Source organism: Acidobacteriota bacterium, from assembly GCA_016703965.1.
Classification (GTDB): Bacteria; Acidobacteriota; Blastocatellia; order Pyrinomonadales; family Pyrinomonadaceae; genus OLB17.
On the sequence record JADJBB010000002.1, the window covers coordinates 422,569 to 444,809 of the forward strand.

Annotated in this window: 20 protein-coding genes, 2 tRNA genes and 1 other RNA gene; 17 read left to right on the top strand and 6 right to left on the bottom strand. The window is 52.6% G+C overall.

All coding sequences use genetic code 11. The features are described 5' to 3' along the window. Window positions 1-5: 5 nt before the first annotated feature. The 3 genes from IPG22_02010 to IPG22_02020 all read right to left on the bottom strand — a co-directional run bounded on the left by IPG22_02010 (window position 6) and on the right by IPG22_02020 (window position 2,342). Window positions 6-875, bottom strand: coding sequence for an esterase family protein (locus IPG22_02010; GenBank protein MBK6587085.1), 870 nt, complete (start codon window positions 873-875; stop codon window positions 6-8). A 149-nt stretch (window positions 876-1,024) separates the two neighbouring features. Further along, window positions 1,025-1,312 (bottom strand): zf-TFIIB domain-containing protein, encoded by a 288-nt coding sequence (locus IPG22_02015; GenBank protein ID MBK6587086.1) that lies wholly within the window; start codon window positions 1,310-1,312, stop codon window positions 1,025-1,027. Window positions 1,313-1,409: 97 nt separating this feature from the next. Then, window positions 1,410-2,342: a DUF2270 domain-containing protein gene (locus IPG22_02020; GenBank protein MBK6587087.1), complete on the bottom strand. Its 933-nt coding sequence runs from the start codon at window positions 2,340-2,342 to the stop codon at window positions 1,410-1,412. Window positions 2,343-2,665: 323 nt separating this feature from the next. On the opposite strand from IPG22_02020, the gene tadA reads away from it, so the two are divergent. From tadA to IPG22_02095, 15 genes are all read left to right on the top strand, one after another. Continuing rightward, complete coding sequence (gene tadA / locus IPG22_02025; GenBank protein ID MBK6587088.1) at window positions 2,666-3,133, top strand: tRNA adenosine(34) deaminase TadA; 468 nt, start codon at window positions 2,666-2,668, stop codon at window positions 3,131-3,133. 140 nt (window positions 3,134-3,273) lie between these two features. Beyond that, window positions 3,274-3,363, top strand: a tRNA-Ser gene (locus IPG22_02030). A gap of 158 nt (window positions 3,364-3,521) precedes the next feature. Then, a complete protein-coding gene (gene aqpZ, locus IPG22_02035; protein ID MBK6587089.1) occupies window positions 3,522-4,277 on the top strand; it encodes an aquaporin Z in 756 nt (251 codons plus the stop codon). Between the two features lie 25 nt (window positions 4,278-4,302). Continuing rightward, window positions 4,303-4,393, top strand: a tRNA-Ser gene (locus IPG22_02040). A 5-nt stretch (window positions 4,394-4,398) separates the two neighbouring features. Then, window positions 4,399-4,497, top strand: an RNA gene (ffs, locus tag IPG22_02045) — signal recognition particle sRNA small type. Window positions 4,498-4,652: 155 nt separating this feature from the next. Further along, the gene (locus IPG22_02050; protein ID MBK6587090.1) at window positions 4,653-5,426 is read left to right on the top strand and encodes an inositol monophosphatase; all 774 of its coding nucleotides are present in this window, start codon (window positions 4,653-4,655) and stop codon (window positions 5,424-5,426) included. A 201-nt stretch (window positions 5,427-5,627) separates the two neighbouring features. Beyond that, window positions 5,628-6,494, top strand: a complete 867-nt coding sequence (locus IPG22_02055) for an acetyl-CoA carboxylase carboxyltransferase subunit beta (GenBank protein MBK6587091.1) — start codon at window positions 5,628-5,630, stop codon at window positions 6,492-6,494. Window positions 6,495-6,509: 15 nt separating this feature from the next. Then, on the top strand, window positions 6,510-7,784 hold the full coding sequence (locus IPG22_02060) for a bifunctional folylpolyglutamate synthase/dihydrofolate synthase (GenBank protein ID MBK6587092.1): 1,275 nt from the start codon (window positions 6,510-6,512) through the stop codon (window positions 7,782-7,784). Between the two features lie 32 nt (window positions 7,785-7,816). Further along, window positions 7,817-8,557, top strand: a complete 741-nt coding sequence (gpmA, locus tag IPG22_02065; GenBank protein MBK6587093.1) for a 2,3-diphosphoglycerate-dependent phosphoglycerate mutase — start codon at window positions 7,817-7,819, stop codon at window positions 8,555-8,557. Between the two features lie 54 nt (window positions 8,558-8,611). Next, entirely contained in the window at window positions 8,612-9,301 is a 690-nt protein-coding gene (locus IPG22_02070; GenBank protein MBK6587094.1) for a DUF4197 domain-containing protein, read from the top strand. Between the two features lie 143 nt (window positions 9,302-9,444). After that, window positions 9,445-10,380, top strand: a complete 936-nt coding sequence (locus IPG22_02075) for a putative sulfate exporter family transporter (GenBank protein ID MBK6587095.1) — start codon at window positions 9,445-9,447, stop codon at window positions 10,378-10,380. A 121-nt stretch (window positions 10,381-10,501) separates the two neighbouring features. Further along, the gene (gene uvrA / locus IPG22_02080; GenBank protein ID MBK6587096.1) at window positions 10,502-13,393 is read left to right on the top strand and encodes an excinuclease ABC subunit UvrA; all 2,892 of its coding nucleotides are present in this window, start codon (window positions 10,502-10,504) and stop codon (window positions 13,391-13,393) included. Window positions 13,394-13,528: 135 nt separating this feature from the next. Continuing rightward, the gene (tnpA, locus tag IPG22_02085) at window positions 13,529-13,981 is read left to right on the top strand and encodes an IS200/IS605 family transposase (protein ID MBK6587097.1); all 453 of its coding nucleotides are present in this window, start codon (window positions 13,529-13,531) and stop codon (window positions 13,979-13,981) included. A gap of 346 nt (window positions 13,982-14,327) precedes the next feature. Further along, window positions 14,328-14,720, top strand: a complete 393-nt coding sequence (locus IPG22_02090; protein ID MBK6587098.1) for a hypothetical protein — start codon at window positions 14,328-14,330, stop codon at window positions 14,718-14,720. 157 nt (window positions 14,721-14,877) lie between these two features. After that, complete coding sequence (locus tag IPG22_02095; protein MBK6587099.1) at window positions 14,878-15,684, top strand: carboxypeptidase regulatory-like domain-containing protein; 807 nt, start codon at window positions 14,878-14,880, stop codon at window positions 15,682-15,684. Window positions 15,685-15,757: 73 nt separating this feature from the next. On the opposite strand, the gene IPG22_02100 is transcribed toward IPG22_02095, so the two are convergent. The 3 genes from IPG22_02100 to IPG22_02110 all read right to left on the bottom strand — a co-directional run bounded on the left by IPG22_02100 (window position 15,758) and on the right by IPG22_02110 (window position 19,208). Beyond that, the gene (locus IPG22_02100; protein ID MBK6587100.1) at window positions 15,758-17,641 is read right to left on the bottom strand and encodes a hypothetical protein; all 1,884 of its coding nucleotides are present in this window, start codon (window positions 17,639-17,641) and stop codon (window positions 15,758-15,760) included. A gap of 71 nt (window positions 17,642-17,712) precedes the next feature. Then, a complete protein-coding gene (locus IPG22_02105) occupies window positions 17,713-18,456 on the bottom strand; it encodes a pyridoxine 5'-phosphate synthase (GenBank protein MBK6587101.1) in 744 nt (247 codons plus the stop codon). 8 nt (window positions 18,457-18,464) lie between these two features. Then, window positions 18,465-19,208 carry a glycosyltransferase family 2 protein gene (locus IPG22_02110; GenBank protein ID MBK6587102.1) on the bottom strand — a complete coding sequence of 248 codons (744 nt, stop codon included), beginning with the start codon at window positions 19,206-19,208 and terminating at the stop codon, window positions 18,465-18,467. Between the two features lie 126 nt (window positions 19,209-19,334). Here IPG22_02110 and IPG22_02115 point away from each other — a divergent pair, with 126 nt between their 5' ends. Both IPG22_02115 and IPG22_02120 read left to right on the top strand, forming a co-directional pair. Continuing rightward, window positions 19,335-20,969: a S41 family peptidase gene (locus IPG22_02115; protein ID MBK6587103.1), complete on the top strand. Its 1,635-nt coding sequence runs from the start codon at window positions 19,335-19,337 to the stop codon at window positions 20,967-20,969. Between the two features lie 113 nt (window positions 20,970-21,082). Next, window positions 21,083-22,234 (top strand): 6-phosphofructokinase, encoded by a 1,152-nt coding sequence (locus tag IPG22_02120; protein MBK6587104.1) that lies wholly within the window; start codon window positions 21,083-21,085, stop codon window positions 22,232-22,234. The last annotated feature ends 7 nt before the right edge of the window (window positions 22,235-22,241 follow it).

Consider the following 22,241-nt stretch of genomic DNA (forward strand, 5'->3'; position numbering starts at 1 on the left):
GTCGTTTATCTTTTTATCCGACGGTCCGCGAGATCGAGGAATTCTCGCACCTGAGCATCCCAAAAAACCCAGTCGTGAACGCCTGGGTGTTCGCGGTATTCGTGCGGAACCTTTGCGTCGTTCAGGAGTTTGAGAAAATCGCGGTTGTTTTGGATGAGAAAGTCCTCGGTACCGCAGGATTGATAAACGTACGGCAGCGACTTCACCTTTTCCGGGGTCAGCTCGCGGACCATTTTGAAAATATCGTTGCTTTTTCTCGTTTCGCCTGCTTCGTCGGTGCCAAAAACGGCATCCATCGATCTGCCGGTTGCTCCAGCGGTTTTCTCGGTCCAGCTTGTAGCTCCGAGCGCTCCGCTGAATGAGCCGATCAGCGTGAACATTTCGGGATATTTCAGCCCGAATTTCAGCGAACCATAGCCGCCCATCGATAATCCGGCGATCACACGGCCATCGCGCGTCGAGATGGTGCGATAGGTTTTGTCGATCTCGGGTATCAGCTCTTTGATGATATAGCTTTCGTATTTATCGTTCGGGACCGAAACGCTGTCGGTGTACCAGCCGTTGCCGCCGTCAGGAGTGACGATGATGAAACGGTGGTTGAGAGCATATTCCGTGAGTTTGGTCTTGTCGGTCCAGTTCGCGAAGTTTCCCGTCAGGCCGTGGAGCAAATAGATTACCGGATAACGCGAGCTGCCGCCGTTGTAATCGGGCGGCAAAACAACCCGATACGACATATCGCGGCCCATCAGTTTGCTAGCGAGTTTGAGGTCAGACAGCTTTTTGCCCGGTTGTTGAGCAGAGAGCGGCAGCGAGAATGTTAGAGCTAGTAGGAGAACTAAAAGGCTGAGGATGGATGATCGATTGGTTAGTTTCATGGTTTTGCCTTCGATTGGAGCGCAAGCGTCTCGCTTGCCATCGGTCAAAGACCGCTTACGCGCTTAAGCTTGATCTAACGTGATAAATATCCGTCGCCATTACGCCGGAGGAACCGGCGTTGGCAAGCGGGACGCTTGCTCTCCAGTCGCTAGCCAAAAAGCTTGCCGAACCAGCCGGTTTCTTCGTCTTTGTCGGCGATCTGGGTCAGTTCGCCGGCATCGAGCCAGACGCCCGAGCATTTGTTGCAGACGTCTATTTTAATCTTTTCAAAATCGGTCTCGATCAGGGTGCCGTCGCATTTCGGGCATTTGATCTCGAGGCTTTTCGCGCTTTCTTCGCCGAGTTTCGCCTTCATTTTGGCGATCAGTTCCTGTTCCTTGCGGTGGAAATATTCGTTTTCGAGTGCGTCGCCGCGTTTTTCTAGATCGATTGGCATAGGTTAAATGTTGAATAGTAAATGGTTAATGGTAAATCGTTAGTTCGTGATAGATGGCTGGGTTATTAACAATTTACCACTCACCATTAACCACTAACTATCCTTCCGTTTTGTGTATCGACCGGACCCTTTGCTTTGCCTTTTTCGAGCGCCTTATTGTATTTCGGCGTTTGAGGCTGCTTTCGGCCCAGTCGGAAACCTGTTTCAGCGGGTGCCATTCGAAACTTTCGAGCGGCAGCACCTCGCTGGATGCGTCTTTTAATTTTAATGTGCTGAACGCAACAAACAAAATCAGGCCATTAAAAAGTATACCGCTCAGCACAACGAGCCAGCCCGGCGTAAGTCCCACGGTCGCACGATTGAGAAATACATCCCAGAAGGCTTTGTAATCCGCATCCGAGACGAGAGGTATCGGCGAAGGGTGAATGTAAACTTTTAGCGTCCACGAGAGCGTCAGCAGGATAAAGATCCAAAGATAGTTCGAGCGCAGACGGCGGCCGACGGCTTCCCATTCGCTGATGGTAAAATGCGGCGATATCAGGTCGGCGGCGATGTGCTCGGCCCATTCTTTGTCGGGGGGAATTGTGCGATGCGAAAGCATCGGGGCAAAATAGCCCGTCTCGAGAACGCGGACGCGATTTGCCCAAACCTCGTAATAACGGTAACGGCGAGCCTCCATAAACAAGAAGATCGACACGAGCAGGGTATTGATCGGGATCGCAAAATGCGGGTTGTCCGGTGAGCTGAAAACAAACGACAGCGTCGCACCGGCGGTGATCACCGCCCAGTTTGTCGTTGCATCGAGGCGACTACGCCAGACGTTGGAACGCTGTACCTCGCCGCGGTAGAAGTGCACGAGGGCCATGTTGAACTCGGCCGGCAGCAGCTTCTGCGGGATCGCCATCGGCGTTGTTTTCGGTTTTTGCGTGCGTTTATGGACTTCCTCAGCAAAGGCGCGGAACGACTGCGGCACATTTGTTATGTGGATATCATCGGCAGATTGGGTTCCCGGTCGAACCTCATCGTTCATAGCGTTTTAGCGGAGCATTTCTGGAGAGACGAGAAAGCTTTATTATCATAATGTTTAACATTTTAGAGGGCGGGATGCAAGATTTGACTGGAGCGCAAGCTTAGCGAGACTGGAGCGGCAAGCATCCCTGCTTGCCACGCCGCAGCCTCTGCGGTGTTACGTCCGCGGGCATTCCGCACCCTTAACGTGATTTTACCTTTGGAGCTTAACGCCGGAGGAACCGGCGTGGCAAGCAGGGATGCATGCCGCTCCAGTCTCGCTTCGCTCTGTTGGAACTCGCGCCCTTTTCGTTGTTTCCCTAAAAGTTAGTTACACTCAAACCGATGCCGGATTCAGACCTAGACGAACAGTGGATGTGGCGGGCGATCTATCAGGCCCGCGAAGCGGAAAAGATCGGTGAAGTTCCCGTCGGAGCTGTTTTGGTCGATGCCGAAGGGAAGATACTTGCCGCAACATCTAATCGGACAATTAAAGATAACGACCCGACAGCTCACGCCGAGATACTCGCTCTTCGCACGGCGGCGATACGGACGGGGAATTACCGCCTTAACGGGACGACGATGTACACGACGCTCGAGCCCTGCGCGATGTGCTCCGGAGCTTTGGTGAACGCTCGCGTCAAAAGGCTGGTCTTTGGAGCACACGACGAACGATTTGGTGCCGCCGAAACGCACTTCCGTGTCTGCGACAGCCCGAAGCTGAACCATCGCATGGAGATCCGATCAGGCGTCCTCGCCGAAAAATGCCGCAGCCTGATGCAGGAATTCTTTAAAGCGCGGCGGAAGAGTTAGTAACCACGAAAAGTACACGAAAGGAACACTAAAATAGGAAATTTGATTTCGTGATCTTTCGTGTATTTTCGTGGTTCCGCCTTCTTCTTCCTTTCAAACTTGAAAAGCGTAGGGGTAAATGTTTAGAATTGTAGGTTCGCGGAGAGGTGCGAGAGTGGTTGAATCGGGCAGTCTCGAAAATTGTTGAACCTTAACGGGTTCCGTGGGTTCGAATCCCACCCTCTCCGCCACTTGAATTTTGTAGGCAGTTGGCTGCAGCAGCCGGCAGTTTTCGGTGTTTTTTCTGCCGACAGCCTGGTGCTTCTGCCAACTGTTTTGTTCTTTGAGAATTTATCGGTTATTATCGCGCCGTAATACACAATTTAGATATTTCTGGAGGATCCACCTTATGCCTATTGCAAAAAGGTTGTCGGCAGAGTTTCTTGGAACGTTGTGGCTCGTGCTTGGCGGTTGCGGAAGCGCGGTTTTGGCGGCGGCTTATCCAAATCTCGGCATCGGTTTTGCGGGCGTTTCGCTCGCATTTGGTTTGACGGTTCTGACGATGGCGTATGCTGTCGGCCATATCTCGGGCGGCCATTTTAATCCGGCGGTTACATTCGGATTGTGGGCCGGGAAGCGATTTGAGGCGAAAGATATTTTGCCCTATGTCATCGCTCAGGTTCTGGGAGCCCTTTCTGGAGCAGGAATTCTTTACCTGATCGCCAAAGGAAAGACGGGATTTTCGATGGCCGGCGGTTTTGCCTCGAACGGGTTCGGAGAGCATTCGCCCGGGCAATACGAGGTTCTGGCCTGCTTTGTCGCTGAAGTCGTATTGACGTTCTTTTTCCTGATCGTCATCCTCGGATCGACGCACCGGCTGGCTCCGAAGGGTTTTGCCCCGATCGCGATCGGCCTTTGCCTGACGCTGATCCATCTGATCTCGATCCCGGTGACGAACACCTCGGTCAACCCTGCACGCAGCACGGGACCAGCAGTTTTCGTAGCGATATTTGCCGATAGTTGGGCGGTTGGGCAGCTCTGGCTGTTCTGGATAGCTCCGATCCTCGGAGCTTTGCTCGCAGGTTTTGTTTATAGCTGGATGGTCGGCGACGATGAACCAGCCGATGTGGTCGTGATCGAAGAAGAGATCATCGAGATCGGCTAACCGGTAATTGAAAATTTAGTTTCGTGGAAAGGTGCAAGAGCGGTTGAATTGGCAGCATTGGAAATGCTGTGAACCTCAAAAGGGTTCCGTGGGTTCGAATCCCACCCTTTCCGCCATATGGTCTCAGGCTCCGCACAACGCTTTGTTGTGAACTCCGCTAGGCGAGGAATCGAGCAACGGTAGCAATTACAAGCGTGTGTTGCGATCAAGTCTGAGGCCACCAATTCTAGGTCAGAACCGCCCGCGTAAGTGGGCGGTTTTTGCGTTTAGGCTCATACGTCTTATCGGTTTGATCTACGTTTAGTTCGTTCTGCCCCCTTACTCACGCGGTTCTGACTTTGCATCTTTGCGGCTTTGGGTCGAAAATTTAAATCCATGCTCAATTTTGCCATCGAAACAGCCCGCGAAGCCGGACAGCTATTACTAGAAAAATTTGGCCGCGTCGCGATCTCGAAAAAAGGCGACATCGACCTCGTCACTGAGGCCGACATCGCCAGCGAGGCTCTCATCATCGAACGCATCAAATCCCATCACCCAAAACACTCGATCCTCGCTGAGGAATCGGGAAATGCCGTCATTATCGGCGGCGAAAATACCTGGAAATGGATCATCGACCCGCTCGATGGCACGACGAATTACGCTCACGGCTATCCGTGTTTTGCGGTCACGCTCGCTCTCGAACACGACGGCGAGATCGTCATCGGCGTGACATTTGACCCGACGCGAAACGAATTATTCGCCGCCGAACGCGGCCGCGGTGCGTCGCTCAATAACAAGCCGATCCGTGTTTCGCAGACCGAGAAGTTGAGCGAGGCTTTGCTGGTCACGGGCTTTCCATACAATTTTAAGAGCCGCGAGAATTTTGCGCGGCATTTGACCGAGTTTTTATTAAAAGCTCGCGGAGTCCGGCGTGACGGCTCGGCGGCGATCGATCTGGCGTATGTGGCGTGCGGGCGTTTCGACGGAATGTGGGAAGAAGGGCTGAACGCGTGGGACATGGCGGCTGGCGTGCTTTTGATCGAAGAAGCCGGTGGGCAGGTCAGCGGTTATGATGGCTCGAAATTCAGCGTCTATTCGCCGCCGATGCTCGTTTCGAACGGTCTGATACACGGCGAGATGCAGAAGATACTGTCAGAACCGCCTGCGTAAGCGGGCGGTGAGGACGCGATCGGGAGGGTTTATCGGGCCTTATCTCGAACGTCGCGACGAGGCTTTACGTTGAAGACAGGCCGAGTCGCGTTCCGCCCGCTCACGCAGGCGGTTCTGACCCGGACCTGCAGACGGTTCTGACAAGATGCTGCGTCGTATGTTAGTCTTAAATTTCGATTAACTGACCGCAATATTAAATCTATGTCCTGGTTTCGCAGAGACAAACCGAAGATCGAGGAGCAGGAGCACGACGAGGAGCAAACCGTCCGCACCGAGGGCATTTTTGTAAAATGTCCTGACTGCGACAACGCTCTGTATAAACGCGAACTCGCAGATTCGCACGAGGTCTGTACGCATTGTGGTTATCATTTCCGGTACACGGCGGTCGAACGCCTGCGTGATCTGTTTGATGACGGCCGTTATGAAAAGCTCGACGAAGAAGTGACCTCGGGCGACCCACTCGAATTTACCGATTCAAAACGGTACGTCGATCGTATCCAGCAGGCGAAAGAAGTTTCTGGGTTGCCCGAGGCGATCGTTTCGGGCAAAGGGATGGCCGGCGGGCATCTGACATTTGCCGGGGCGATGGATATGTCGTTCATCGGCGGTTCGATGGGTTCGGCGGTCGGCGAGAAGATCACGCGGCTGATCGAGCGTGCGGTCGACGAACGCGGCGCCGTCATTATCTTCTCTGCCTCCGGCGGAGCTAGAATGCAGGAAGGCACGCTAAGCCTGATGCAGATGGGCAAGATCTCGGCGGCGTTACAGCGTCTGCACGACGCGAGATTGCCGTTCATTTCGGTCTTAACCGACCCGACGACTGGCGGCGTGACCGCGAGTTTTGCGATGCTGGGCGATGTTATTCTGGCCGAGCCGAAAGCCCTTATCGGATTCGCGGGCCCACGCGTCATCGAACAAACGATCCGCCAAAAACTCCCAAAAGGTTTTCAACGTAGCGAATTCCTGCTCGAACACGGCATGGTCGATATGGTCGTCGATCGTCGTGAAATGAAAGAAACCATAATCCGCATGCTTGATTTTATGATGAACAAGCAGATCGCGGCATAGATCTCCCGTACCAAAGTGAATTTCCGCGAGTCCGAATCGTATCTTCTCTCGCTCGGCAACGAAGTCGAGACGATGAAGCTTGGGCTCGAGAATATCCGCACACTGCTCGATGCTCTCGGGAATCCTCAGAATAATTACCTAAAAGTACAGGTCGCGGGAACAAACGGGAAAGGTTCAGTCTGCGCATTTCTCGATTCGATATGTTTCGAGGTCGGAATTCCGACCGGGCTCTATACCTCGCCGCATCTTGTTTCCATTACCGAACGCATCAAGATCGGCGGAAAAGACGTCAGCGAAGAAGAATTCGCCCGGCTCGCAACCCTTGTTCGTAAAACTTCGGAATCGCTGGTCAAGGACGGCAAACTCGGGAGAGTTCCAACATATTTCGAACAGGTCACGGCGATGGCTCTCCAAGCGTTCGCCGATGCGAAAGTTGAACTCGCGATATTAGAAACCGGACTTGGCGGTCGATATGACGCGACAACAGCCACGAAGGCAGAAATTGCGGCGATCACACCCATTGATCTCGATCACCAGGAATATCTGGGTGAGACGATCGAAGAGATAGCTGCCGAGAAGGCGGCGATAATTCACTCCGGCTCTCAAGTTGTAGTTGGAATACAGCGAAACGAAGCAAGAATTGTGATCGCCGATCGGCTCTTACAGTTGAGTCTGCCGGCGAAGCCGGCAGACCTGGTCAGAACCGCCTGCGTGAGCGGGCGGACGACGTTTGAGACCGAAAAAGCTCAATACAAAGTCGAAAAACTTGGCCTGATCGGTCACCACCAGCTTGAAAACGCGAAGATCGCCATCCTTCTAGCGGAAATATTACAAAACGAGTTTTCGATCACGCCGAAAAATATAGATCGCGGAATTGAAAACGCCCGTCATCCCGGACGCCTCGAATATGTCGGTAGATTCCTGTTTGACGGTGCTCACAATATCGCCGGAGCAAAGGCTTTGCGTGAATATCTCGATGAGTTCGTCACTCAGCCGATCACGATGATCTTCGCGGCGATGAGGGACAAGGAGATCGGTGAAATCGGGGAAATATTGTTTCCGAAGGCTAATACACTGATCTTGACCAAGCCGGAAAATTCACGATCGATCGAGCCGGATGAGATCGTTCGGACAATGTCAGCGAAATTTGGGAGAACTCGAATCGTTATTACCCAAAACGTGAAGGATGCGATCGCGAAGGCGATCGAGGTGACAGATGATGATGCGTTGATATTGGTCACGGGTTCGCTTTACCTGGTTGGAGAAGCGAAGGAAATGATTGATAATTAGGCTATTGCCGGCAGGCTGCCGGCGTTCCAAATATGTACAAACTAGTTCTAATTCGCCACGGCGAGAGTCAATGGAATAAGGAAAACCGGTTCACGGGCTGGAAGGACGTTGACCTCTCGGAAAAGGGCGTGGAAGAGGCGCATGCTGCAGGTAAGTTGTTGAAGGCGGAGGGTTTTGAGTTTGATGAGGCGTATACGTCGGTGCTTAAGCGAGCGATCCGTACTTTGTGGATAACTTTGGACGAGCTCGATCGGATGTGGCTGCCGGTGACAAAATCATGGCTGCTCAACGAGCGGCACTACGGCGGGCTGCAGGGAATGAACAAGGCGGAAACGGCGGCTCAATATGGCGACGAACAGGTATTGATCTGGCGCCGAAGCTACGATGTCCCGCCGCCGGTGATGGAAGAAACTGATGAACGCTATCTTGGAAACGATCCAAGATACGCCGGCATCGCTAATTTCCCCAAGACCGAATGTCTGAAAGATACGGTTGCCCGCGTCGTTCCCTACTGGGAAAGCGAGATCGCCCCGAAGATCAAAGCCGGCAAACGTCTGATCATTGCTGCTCACGGCAACAGTCTCAGGTCGCTGGTCAAGTTCCTTGATAACATCCCTGACAATGAGATCGTTGGCGTGAATATCCCGACCGGCATCCCGCTAGTTTACGAACTCGACAAAAATCTAAAGCCGATAAAGAGCTACTATCTCGGTGACGCCGAAGCAATAAAGGCAGCCCAGGACGCGGTCGCAAGTCAGGGAAAGGCTAAGTAGTGGTCGGTGGCCGGTTGTCGGAAAAAAGGATGCTAAACGTCGAATAACGAATCTATGTTTAAGTTTATCAAAGCTCTCTTTTTTCTCACGATGCTTTCAACGGGGTTATTGGCTCAGAGCACGAAAAATGTCTCCGACAATGACATCGCGGCAGGCCTAAAAGAAGCACTCGGAAAAGGCGTGAGCTCGGCGGTCAACTCGCTGGGAAAGCCGAATGGCTTTTTGCTCAACCCGCGGGTTAAGATCCCGCTTCCGAAATCGCTGCAAAAGCTTGAAAAGGGTCTTCGTGTCGCGGGGCAGGGAAGGTCGGTCGATGCTTTCGTAGCGTCGATGAATAACGCGGCTGAGAAGGCAGTTCCGGTCGCGATCGACGTTTTTATTGACGCGATCAAATGGATGTCGTTCGATGATGCCCGGCAGATCTTGTTCAGCGGGCAGAAGGATGCGGCGACGCAGTTTTTTAGAAGGTCAAGCGAGGAGACTTTGCGCGGGAAATTCCGGCCGATAGTTGAGGAATTCACAGAGAAAACCGGTGTCACGCAGAAGTACAAGGCAATGGTTGGAAAGGCTGGTTTTGCGGCTCAATTGCTCGGTAAAGACGCGACCGACCTCGATGGTTACGTCACGCAAAAAGCACTCGACGGGTCGTTTTTGTTAGTTGCAGATGAAGAGCGGAAGATCCGCGAAAACCCGATCGGCAGAACCACGGCTCTGTTGAAGAAGGTTTTTGGAATTTTGAGATGAATGGAGCGCAAGCGTCCTGCTTGCCAGCGGTCGCAGGCCGCACAGAGCCTCAGATCAATTCAGCTCGCAGAAACGTCGGGCCGTAACACCGCAGAAGCTGCGGTGTTGGCAAGCGGGACGCTTGCGCTCCAGTCATTTTGGCTATGTGGCAAAAAGCCCTATTTATCCTCCTTGTTCTATTTTGCCTCTCGCCGTGGGGCTCGCCTCCTATCGCTTTGGCTTTGGGGCTGATTTTGGCGTTTACTATTGGCAACCCGTTTCCTGAGGTAGAGGGAAAGGTCACGAAATATTTGCTACAGGGATCGGTCGTCTTTCTCGGATTCGGAATGAATCTGACTTCCGTTTACAAGGCGGGCAAAGATGGCATTTTGTTTACTATCGCAACGATCTTCGGGACGCTTATCCTCGGCTATTTTGTCGGCAGAATGCTCGGCGTTGCGAGCAAAACCTCAACGCTGATCTCATCCGGCACTGCGATCTGCGGCGGCAGTGCCATCGCGGCCGTTGCTCCGGCCATCGATGCTGAGAAGGACGAGATAACTGTTTCAATGGGCACGGTTTTTGTGCTCAATTCGGTGGCGTTATTTCTCTTTCCGGTGATCGGGCATTTGCTCAACCTGACACAGCATCAGTTCGGGATCTGGTCGGCGATCGCGATCCATGACACAAGCTCGGTCGTCGGGGCGTCGGCCACCTATGGCCCTGAGGCGCTGGCAGTTGCGACGACAGTCAAACTCGCCCGAGCCTTATGGATCGCACCGGTCGCACTGCTTTTTGCCTACATCTACCGCGAACGGGGCTCCGAAAAAAAGACAAAGATCGCGATCCCCTGGTTTATCTTTCTTTTTCTGCTCGCGACGGCCTTTCGCTCGTACGCGCCAAGCAGCATTTTGCCGAGCATTTACGATGCTCTAGTAAATTTGGCAAAGGCGGGGCTGACAGTGACTCTCTTTTTTATTGGCGTCAGCCTATCGCGGGAGACGTTGAAAAAATGCGGATATATGGCACTGCTTGAGGGTGTTATTTTGTGGATAGTTATTTCGGTAGTTTCGTTGTTTGCCGTTTTTGAACTGCTCTAAAATTTTGCTCCCGCCTTCTTTATTTTAACCTTACGCAGTTGCATCCTTGCAACAAGATTTGTCTCTTGGTAGCTTTCTGTTAAAATAGTAGTTTCGACTATTGGCGGGATTTTACTCTGTAATGGGCATTAAACAGATCACGGTCCGCGGGGCGCGGCAGCATAATCTTAAAAACATCGACGTTGACATTCCGCGTGATCAGTTTGTTGTGATCACGGGATTGAGCGGCTCGGGCAAATCGAGCCTCGCGTTCGACACGATCTATGCCGAGGGGCAGCGTCGTTATGTCGAATCGCTTTCGGCGTACGCACGGCAATTTCTCGATCAGCTTGAAAAGCCCGATGTAGATTCGGTCGAGGGATTGTCGCCCGCAATCTCGATCGAGCAGAAGACGGTTTCGCGTTCGCCACGCTCGACGGTTGGAACGGTGACGGAGATATACGATTTTCTTCGACTGCTTTTCTCATCTATCGGCCAGCCGCATTGTCATCAGTGCGGGGAACCGATCACGCGGCAGTCGGTCGATCAGATCATAGCCGGTGTGGCCGAACTGCCCGAAGGCGAACGCGTGATGATTCTTGCTCCGCTTGTTCGCGGCCGCAAAGGCGAATTCAAAAAAGAACTCGAAAAGCTTCATAAAGACGGATTCTTAAGAGCCCGGATCGACGGCGAGATCCGGCAACTCGACGAAGAGATCATTCTCGACAAACGCAAAAATCATACGATCGAGGTCGTCGTCGATCGCCTTCTGATGAAGGACGGCGTTCGCGAACGCCTTGCCGAATCGGTCAAAACTGCTCTCAAACTCACCGGCGGTGCGGTCGTCGTTTCGATCATCGACGGCGAAGAGAAGATGTATTCCGAAAAGATGGCGTGCATCAATTGCGGCATAAACATCGCTCCGCTGGAGCCGCGGTCGTTCTCGTTCAACTCCGCATTCGGTGCGTGTAAGCGCTGTCAAGGGATCGGGACGGTGCTTGAGATCGAGGCGAAAAAGATCGTTCCGGACGGCGACGTTCCGGCAGGGAAGGTCGATTTTCTGAGCGGCATCGACAAATCGGGAGCTGCGTTTCTCAAATCGGCTTTGGTCGCGATCATCGAAAGGTTTACGACCGGTGATCCGCTCGAGCCGCCGACCGGGAATCAGAAGCCGCGAAAGACTCTCAAGAAGGTGAAAGATCTGCTTGCGGGCGGCGAAAGCGATGCCTTGAAGGTCAATTTTAACGATCTGCCGCAGGCGATCCGTGACGCGTTTTTTAACGGAACGAAGAAACGGCTGACCTTTCGGCACGGCGACTACAAATTCGAACGCGACTGGCTGGGAGCGATGCGGGCGATGAGCGAGCGGATCGAAAATCCGCCTTCGGAAAAGATAAAAGCCGCTCTCGAGGAGCTGATCGCACCGATCCCGTGCCCGAAATGTCACGGCTCAAGGCTCCAGCCGGAGAGCCTGGCGGTCAAGGTCAACGGGCTCGGCATTGCGGAATATACCGAGTTTCCGATCTCAGAATCTGCGAAGAAATTTGACGCGATCAAGCTAAGCCCGCGAGACGAAAAGATCGCCGGGCTTGTGCTGAAAGAGATCAAGGACCGCATACATTTTCTCGACAAAGTTGGACTCGGTTATTTGACGCTGAGCCGCTCGTCGGCGACGCTTTCGGGTGGCGAAGGGCAAAGAATTCGGCTGGCGACGCAGATCGGGTCGCAGCTTCGCGGCGTGCTTTATGTACTTGATGAACCGAGCATCGGGCTGCATCCGCGCGACAATCAGCGTCTGCTTGAGACCTTGCACATGCTGCGCGATCTGGGGAACACGGTCCTCGTCGTCGAACACGATGCCGAAACCATCGAGCAGGCAGATTGGGTAGTGGATCTCGGCCCGCTTGCCGGAACGCACGGCGGCGAGGTTGTCGCTAGCGGCAAGCCGAAAGATATCGAAAAGTCGAAGGATTCGCTGACCGGGAAATATCTTAGTGGCGAGATCAGCATCGAGGTGCCGGAAGTTCGCCGCATACCGAACGGCAAGCGGATCAAGGTAAAAGGTGCGCGGGCCTATAATTTGAAGAATATCGATGCGGAATTTCCACTCGGGCTTTTGACGGTTGTGACCGGAGTCTCCGGCTCAGGCAAGTCGACGCTCGTTGAGGAAATTCTCTATCCCGCGCTCTACAAACACGTCTACAAATCGGCTGTCGAGCCGCTCGAACACGACAGCATCGAAGGCCTCGATCTCGTCGACAAGATCATCGAGATCGACCAAAAACCCATCGGCCGAACGCCGCGTTCTAATCCGGCGACGTTTACGGGGTTGTTCACACCGCTGCGTGAGCTTTATGCGATGCTGCCGGAATCACGAACGCGTGGTTACAAAGCCGGACGCTTCTCGTTCAACGTCAAAGGCGGCCGCTGCGAGGCGTGCGAAGGCGGCGGGCTGAAGCGGATCGAGATGAATTTCCTGCCCGACGTCTACGTCACCTGCGACGTCTGCCGCGGCCATCGCTACAACCGCGAAACACTCGCGGTGAGGTTTAAAGGCCTCTCGATCGCCGACCTTCTCGACACAACGATCGAAGACGCTCTGCCGTTGCTCGAAAACATTCCATCGATCCAGCAAAAGCTGCAAACTTTGCTCGACGTTGGCCTCGGCTATATCAAGGTCGGCCAGTCGTCCACCACTCTCTCCGGCGGCGAAGCTCAACGCATTAAATTAGCGAAAGAGCTAAGCAAACGTGCCACCGGCAAGACGATCTATATTCTCGATGAACCGACGACCGGGCTGCATTTCGCAGACGTTCACAAACTGCTCGAGGTCCTGCAAAAACTCGTCGACACCGGCAACACCGTCATCGTCATCGAACACAACCTCGACGTCATAAAATCAGCCGACTACATAATCGACCTCGGCCCCGAGGGCGGCTCCGGCGGTGGTAAAATCGTCGCGACCGGCACACCGGAAGAGGTTGCCAAAGTCAAAAAGTCCTTTACCGGCCAGGCTTTGAAAAGCGTGCTCTAATCGAGTATCCTTTTCGCACAGTAAACCCAAAATTCTTAGTGCGTCGCATAGCGACAGATCGAATTTAGCCGTGGACGTTTGTCCACGGAGAACGTGTCAAACACGTCATCGTCGCGTTGCGACGATTGAATAGCGATGGCGAACACATATTCAAATTTGTTCTACCACATCGCTTTTTCGACGAAGGGGCGAAAAGATCTGATTAGCCAAGATATCGAGGTCCGCGTCTGGGCATATATTGGCGGGATCGCGCGGAATCACGAGTTAATCGCCATTCAAGTCGGCGGCATCGAGAACCATATTCACGTTTTAATAATGGCAAGGCCAAAATTTTCTCCGAGCCAGATCGTTCAGTGGTTAAAGGGCGAATCGTCGAGATGGATACACGAGACATTTCCTGAGATGCGTTCGTTTGAGTGGCAAGTTGGTTATGGCATATTCAGCGTGAGCAAATCGAGCGTGCCGGATGTGGTTGAATATATTAAGAACCAACGCAAACATCATGAACAACAATCGTTCGAGGATGAATATGTTGCGATGTTGAAATTGAACGGTATTGATTACGATGAGCGGTATATATTTGATTGATTCAATCGTCGCTACGCGACGAGGATCATTTTTGACGGCGTTTCGTGGACAAACGTCCACGGCTAAAGTCGTTCGTCCGCTACGCGGCCATAAAAAGATTATCGTCGGCTACATGGTCCCAAACTTCTGCTCCGGCGAAACCGGCGCCATCGGCGCCTGGAACACCGCCGCCCACGTCGAAGCACCACCAAAGAAAAGGGACCCGCCAACACCATGAAAATTACGCTTCTTATATCGATGCTCATATCAGCTTTTACTTGCGGAGGAATTCCTGTTACCTCCGTACAGCCCACATCTCCGACCGTGAGCCCCTGCCGAACCTAGTGGGACTCCTACAGAGAACTATGTGTTTGATCGAAAGAAAGCGCGCGAGCTTAGTGATTTGATCGTTGACGCTCTCATTAAGAATGATAGGCCATTATTGAGGTCCAAAATGGTGAAGGAGGCACGGGACTACTATGACCAATCAGCCTTCGACGAAATTATCAACAAGATGACTGATGCTTTCGGTGTTCCCCAAGAGGTAAAATTTAAGAAAGCCGAACAATGGCGAAAATGGGGAAGTGATGGCCTTGATAGACCGATGCTGAAACACTGGTACGCCGTTCGCACCACAAAATCCGATTACGATAAGCTGAACGATGTCTTTGTAGAAATCGTGCCTGAAGAAGGCGGCTACGCAAGCTCCGGCGTGTCCATCGTCAACTTCCCTATGGTGGTTCCCGAAGATATGAAGTAAAGGAATTGCTTCTTTTTATAAATGTAGCAATTCCTTCGAACAGTTGTCGGGTGGGTGCAAGACTTTTGCGTCGCGTCCGTTCAAACCTATAATTCTTAGAATTACTGGCGAGACGGTTTATTCGCCTATCTTTTTAGTTTCAGGGAGCAAACGATTTATGTCAATAGTATTTAAGTTAACGTGTGTGGCGGTTGTGTTGGGGTCGTTGATGGCGGGCGGGTGCGGGTCTAAGGGGGATCGGGTTGATAACGTCGCCGGACCGGCGCCGGCGAATAAAGTGGCCGTCCAACCTAACAAAGACGGAACTATCCCGTCAGGCACGGGCGTCGAAAAGGAAAAGCCGGCTTCCGGTAAAGCGAACGTTCAGGGCAAGGCATTCTTCAATGACAAGCCCGCGGCCGGCGTTCAGGTAAAACTTTGCAAGACGTTTAGCCAGTATATGAATGGCTGCGGTGGCGAAACATTTACCACCAAGACCGATGATTCGGGTGAATACTTGATTAAGGACGTTACACCGGGAACATATGAAGGATTGACCGTTCAGGTTTTTGAGACGCCATATTATGTCTTTGCGACGGCGGGCATTATCTCGGCAGCAAAATACAATATCGAGGACGGTAAGACCTACTTTGCTCCGGACACGCACCTCTTTAAGAATGATGTGAAGTTGATAAGCCCGAAGGCCGGTTCAAAGGTTGCAGCCGCAGGAATCGAGGTCAAATGGGATGCCTATCCCGATGCGGCGTACTACAAATACAGCATCCACGCCGACAGCTCCAGTGGGGCTGAGACAGATTTTGATCATATAAACAAGCGTGTCGATGGCACGTCTATCACCCTCGATAAACCTTTGACGCCGGGGAACTATACTGCAAAAGTCGAGGCCTTTAACGCAAACGACCGTAAGCTCTCGCAAACGTCGCAGGATATGAAATTTACCGTGACCGGTGCTCCGGCGAAATAGGATCGACTACATGGTCGGCCGACAACTTGACGACGCCTTTGTCTGCGGCAAAGGCGTCGGGCATTTATCAGCCTCAAACGAGAGCTAACGTATACTCGGTCGTTTCGATCTTGATGATGAGCGGACAGATCGGATCGTCTAGGATTTGTATTTTGGATACTCCGTCGGAGCCTTGCAGGTGAATCACCTTTATCCTTTTGTCAGTGTAGGTTCCGCTCGAAGCCGATAGGCTCATAAGGAAGGTATAGCGTTTCAGGCCGCTTCCTAGATCAAGGCTTATTTCCTCTTTGTCTTTCAGCTCTTTGTGAAGCTTTTGGCTAAGGATAAACGAAATCTCTTTGTCTGCTGCGATCACTGTTTTGGTGGAGAAGAAGTTGACGTATGTACTCGCCGATCTCAGAGATTCGTCAGTGATGACGAGTTTTTCGGACTGTTCTTTCCTGGTGCTTTCTTTCCAACGGAACTCTAACTTGCCGCCGTCATTGATGAATTCGATCTGGTATCGCAGAACTTCGTTCGTCTTTTTATTGGTCACAATGTACGTGAGCGGCTTTCGGTCCATATAATCGTATTTGCCGTTCAGCGTCTCGCGTAATTGCGTTGCAATCGCGTCCACGGGAAGTTTGGATTCCGAATTAGCCTGAGTTACTTTAGTTGTGGCGGCAGCGTTGACGAATTTCCCGTCTGTCCAGATCCCTTCGATCGTGATGCCGGTCAGCTTGTTAAATTGTTTGCCGGTGCCGTGCTGTTTATCCTTGAGGAAACCGCCGATGTAATAGCTGCCGTTCGGGAACGTGTACGTCGCCTGACCTTCGCGGAGACCGTTCACCCAATCGCCGTCGTAGATGTCGCCATTTTTATACGTAGCTTTGCCCTTGCCGTTCCGTTTGTCGTTGGCAAACTGTCCGACATAAAGCTCGTCGCTCTGTTTTAGCGTTTGAGTTCCTTGTCCCGATTTAACATTGCCCAGCCAACCGCCATTGTATGTGTTTCCGTTGGCATATAAAAAGATGCCTCTGCCTTCCATTTTGCCGTTAACGAAATCGCCGACATACGTCGAGCCGTCCTGGTAGGTTGCTTTGCCTTTGCCGCTTGCTTTTCCGTTTACAAAAGAGCCTTCGTAAACAAGGCCGTTGGGGAAGAGGTATTTGCCGATGCCATTTAAACAACTGCCGGAAATACAATTAGTCGTGGTTGAGTTAATTGGCTTGGCCTGCTCGACTGGCTCATCAAATTTTGCTCCACCCTCGAATGTCATCTGACCGGCGGTTGTGGCTGGAGTTGGCTTTGGTGTCAGTGCATAGGGAGCAACACCGTCTTTCCATATTCCGGTTATAGTTTGGTCGGTTTGTTTATCAACAAATCTCCCTTCTCCATGCTGTAGATCGTTTTTCCAGAATCCAATGTAGTAATTGCCGTTCTTAAAATAATATGTTGCCTTACCATCTCTGACTCCGTTGACCCAGTTGCCGTAGTAAACGTCACCATTTGAATAGGCGCAGCGTCCTAAGCCATGCCACTTGTTCGCGAGCCAAACACCTTCGTAATTTGCACCGTCTTTGTAGGTGGCTCTTCCTTCGCCAGTGCGCTCGTTGTTTAGCCATTCGCCGTCGTAAGTTTCGCCGTTTGCAAATGTGATCTTACCTCTGCCGTTGTAGCTGCCCTTGGCAAATTGCCCAACATATACCTGGCCATCTTTGGTCCGATATGTACCCATACCATGTCGTTGACCGTTAACGAATTCGCCATCGTAAGTGTCACCGCTGCCGTAAATCATCTTGCCTTTGCCGTTGACGCAGTTTCCGGATTTGCATTTGTCGGTCCAAGCATCCGCCAGGAACGAGAATTCGTCGATCTTTTCAGCGCTGCTCGGCGAGACAGGGGTCTGGGCGGACGAAGATGTATTTTGTGCAGCAACAAATAACGTTACGGCGAGGAACATTTTGATGTAGGTCATAAATTGTTGGAGAAGGGTTTGGTGTCGTCGTAGTTCTAACTTGTGTGCTGCGGACGAGCAAGAACCCGTTGCTATGAAATGGCGTCGATCATCTCTTTTACTGCCTGATCTAATCCGACAAATACGGCACGCGAGATGATGTGATGGCCTATGTTGAATTCGGTGATCTCGGGGATCGCGGCAAGGGCACCGACGTTCCTAGTTGTGAGGCCGTGCCCGGCGGCGACGATCAATCCAAGGTCGACGGCGTGGTGTGCGGCTTTTTTTATCCGGATCAATTCCGCTGCGGCTTTTTGGTGGCCGGTTCCGTGAGCGGAGCGTGATGAAAGGGTTAGCTCGGCATATTCTGCTGTGCAGAGTTCGATCTGCTGGGCACCCGCTACTTTTGCGGCATCGATCTGGTCAGTGTCCGGATCAATAAACATACTGACAAATATACCGGCCGATTTCAGTTCTTCGCACGCTAACCGCACATTCTTAAAATTCCCTACCACGTCCAAACCGCCCTCCGTCGTGATCTCGTTCGGGCTTTCTGGCACGAGCGAAACGGCATCCGGCAAGATCCTCGCGGCGATCGCGACCATCTCGTCGGTCGCGGCCATTTCGACATTCAAATATGTCGTGACGACGTCTCGGAGCAGCTCAATATCGCGATCCTGGATATGCCGTCGATCGCTTCTAAGGTGAACCGTGATGCCGTCGGCACCAGCCTGTTCACAGATAACTGCAGCCGCGACTACGCTTGGCTCAATAGTCTTGCGAGCCTCACGAACCGTTGCGACATGATCGATATTGACGTTAAGTTTAGCGGTCATTTTGTCACCTATCCTTTTAGATCGTACGTTCCATTCTTCGCGTTCCGCCGGATCTGATTCAGTTCGCTGATCATTCGGCGGGTGTCGCGAAGGACGCTGACCTTTGATCCGGCAACGTCGTTCCAGCGGACAGGGATCTCGGCTAGACGGAGCTTGTGGTAATTTGCGACGAAGAGAAATTCGACGTCGAAGCCGAACCGGTCGATCTGCATCACATCGAGCAGCGGGCGGAATTTCACCATGTTGAACGCCTTGAAACCGCACTGTGTGTCGTAGAATTTCAGCCCCGACATCGTTTTTATGATGAGATTCATCACGCGGCCGCCTTGTTCACGACGCCACGGCTGGTGCGTGCCGATAAGCGTACGATCGATAGCTCTGGAGCCGAACGCGACGTCAAATTCGCCCTTGCGGATCGGGTCGATGAGTTTCGACATTTCCTCGATCGGCGTTGAGAGGTCGGCGTCGGAAAATAGAGCGATATCCGCTTTTGCCGCTAACAGGCCGGTCTTTACAGCGAAACCTTTGCCCCGGTTCTTTTCGTATCTAATGACGGTAGTGGAGACGGACGGTACGGCTTCAAAAGTACTTTCCGCGACTTTGGCAGTATCGTCGGACGAGCCGTCGTCGACGACTATGACCTCAGCATTAATGTTGTTGGCCGCGACGAAGTTGAGAATAGTGTTCAGCGGCGACCCGAGGCGTTCGCTCTCATTGTAAGCGGGAATGACTATTGAGGTATCAGGTTTCATTTCACAAAGATTTAATGGTAAGTTTTTGCCGTTTAAAAGTAAATTTCACCTCATAACATTGGGAAGCAAACCAATCCCCGGCACCATAGCGTCTATGCTATATTGATAAGAGTCGACGAGCTTTCTATGAATAAAAGATTTACTTTTTTTGCGATCATCCTGATAGTTATCGGAGCATTACTCGGCGGGCTCTTTGGCAGAATGCCTTCACGTTCGTCGGCTGAGGGAACAGTAACTAAGGAAACTCTCCTTGCGGACTACCGCGAGGCCGCTCGTCTCGTCGAAAGTGAATACGCCGGCAAGGTCGATTTCGAGAAGCTGAACGACAGCTCTATCCAAGGCATGCTCTGGACGCTCGATCCGCACTCTTCGTACTTTACGGCTGAGGAATATCGCAAACTTACTGAAGATCAGGCCTCGCAGTTTTATGGCATCGGCGTTTCGATCCTACAGCATCGCGACGGCGTCTACGTGCAGTCGGTTATCCCGAATACGCCGGCGGATAAAGCAGGGCTCCGCTACGGCGACCGTTTCCTAACTGTTGGCGGCAAAGATGCGAAGGAATGGACGAGCGCCGAGGTTTCGAAAAACGTCCGCGGTGAACGCGGAACGATGGTAAAAGTTCAGATCGATAGAGTTGGAAATGCAAGCCCGCTTGATTTTGAGATCGTGCGCGGCGGTGTTCCCCTGCCGTCGGTCCGAAACGTCTTTATGCTGCCGGAATCGATAGGCTATGTGGGATTGACCGGGGGTTTCCAACAGACAACTGCTGAGGAATTGTCGATGGCGATCGGCGATCTCAAGAAGCAGGGAATGAAGAGCCTGATCCTCGATCTTCGAGGTAATCCGGGTGGTATTTTGGAACAGGCGGTTGCTGTTGTCAGGAAGTTTGTTCCGGGCGGACAGGTCGTGGTCTCGGTCAAGGGTGCAAACGGGCAGGACGCTCGCGAACTGCGTTCGACCAGCGGGGGCAATGAGAACTTCCCTCTGGTTGTAATGATAAACGGCGGTTCGGCGTCGGCCTCAGAGATAGTTGCCGGAGCGATCCAGGATTATGCACGAGGACTGGTCGTCGGCAGTGACAGCTTTGGTAAAGGCCTCGTACAGCGAGTCTTCAGGCTGCCTTACGGCACCGGGCTGACACTTACTACGGCACGCTACTATACTCCGTTCGGCCGTTCGCTGCAGAGGGATTACTCCAACGGTTCGATCTACGATTACTACACGCACGGGGATGAACTGCCGGAGAATGCCGACCTTGACGTGAAGCCGAAACCAACCGGCAGCCCGGTGACGACGGCTAATGGAAGGGTGCTCTACGGCGGCCGCGGGATCGAGCCCGATATTGTCGCCGACGGCCAGAAATTCAGTCCGATCCGCGGACGCATCAATGAAGCAGCATTCTTTTTTGTACGGCAGCTCGTATCCGGAAAGATCTCAGGGTTCGAGAATTTCAAAGTTGAAAAGCAAAGCTTCAAAGCCACGCTTCAGCCCAACGAATTCTCGGTCAGCGACCGGGTATTTGAGTCTTTCAGATCATTTGCGGCCGCCAACAAAGATAACGGTTTGACCGCTGAAAATATTCTCGGCCAAGCGGAATACGCCCGCCGTCGCCTCCGCGAGGAACTTGCGACCGCCAACTATTCCACCGAAGCCGGCGTTCAGGTTCTGCTCGAGGCCGATCCGCAGGTGCTGAAGGCAATCGAGACGATGCCGCAGGCCGCTAATATGGTGGCTACGTTCGCACAAAATTTTAGATAATAAGTTGCAGAGCTAACTATTGTGGGCTGAATAGAGAAAGGCAAGCTCGCCGCCTTTTCGCATTCTTCCGCGCGTAGAGTAAAATACTAGTTCGTTTTGAGTACTCATTTTCTATGTATAAACAGATCGGGATCTTGACCGGCGGCGGTGACGCACCGGGCCTAAATGCAGTAATTCGAGCGGTCGTCCGAACGGCGATCGGCGAATACGGGATGAAATGTATCGGTATCGAGGATAGCTTCGAAGGCATTCTCGGCGATACACATACAGTGCCGTTGACCACAAAAAGCGTGAGCGGCATTTTGCCCCGCGGCGGTACTATTCTGGGCACGCGTAACCGCGGCAGCTTTGTAAAAAATGTTAACGGCGTTCCGGTTTATCCTGAAATGCCGATCGGCGAGGCGATCGCGAACCTGGACATTCTTGGGATCGAAGCCCTCATCGTTCTAGGCGGCGAGGGAACGCTCGGTATTGCCGAACAGTTTCACAAGCGCGGGTTTCCCGTCATCGGCGTGCCAAAAACGATCGACAACGATCTCGCCGCAACCGAGTTTACATTCGGATTCATGACGGCGATCGACATTGCGACCGAAGCTCTCGACCGGCTGCATACGACGGCGGCTTCACATGATCGCGTTATGATCCTGGAGGTTATGGGACGTAACGCGGGCTGGATAGCTCTTACGGCGGGACTTGCCGGAAGTGCGGATATCATCTTGATCCCGGAGATCCCTTTCTGCTTCGACGCGATCGTTCGCAAGGTTCAGGCACGCGAGAAGTCGGGTTCGAGATTTACCAATATCGTTGTTGCCGAGGGCGCCGTCGAAGTTGGCAAGACCGAGATGTATCAGGATTCAGAAACGCGAAGGCTCGGCGGCGTTGGCGATTACCTGCGGCGGCATATCGAGACATTGACCGGCAAGGAATCGCGTTGTGTTGTTCTCGGCCACCTTCAGCGAGGCGGAAGCCCGAACGCGTTCGACAGAATGTTGGGAACGAATTTCGGTGCCTGCGCCGTTCGGGCACTCGCCAACGGCGAAACCGGCAAGATGGTTGCCCTTCAAGCCGGAACGATCATAACGGTTCCGCTTGACGAAGCCTGCACGAGTATTAAGACCGTGCCGATCGATGGACAGCTTGTTAGAACCGCACGCGATATTGGTATCTCGTTTGCCGCGCCGAAGGAATCGAAACTTGCTGAAAACGGCAATTCAGTTCCTCGCGTTTCGGCGACCGCTCCGACGACCTATATCACCCACGATTAGAGATTTG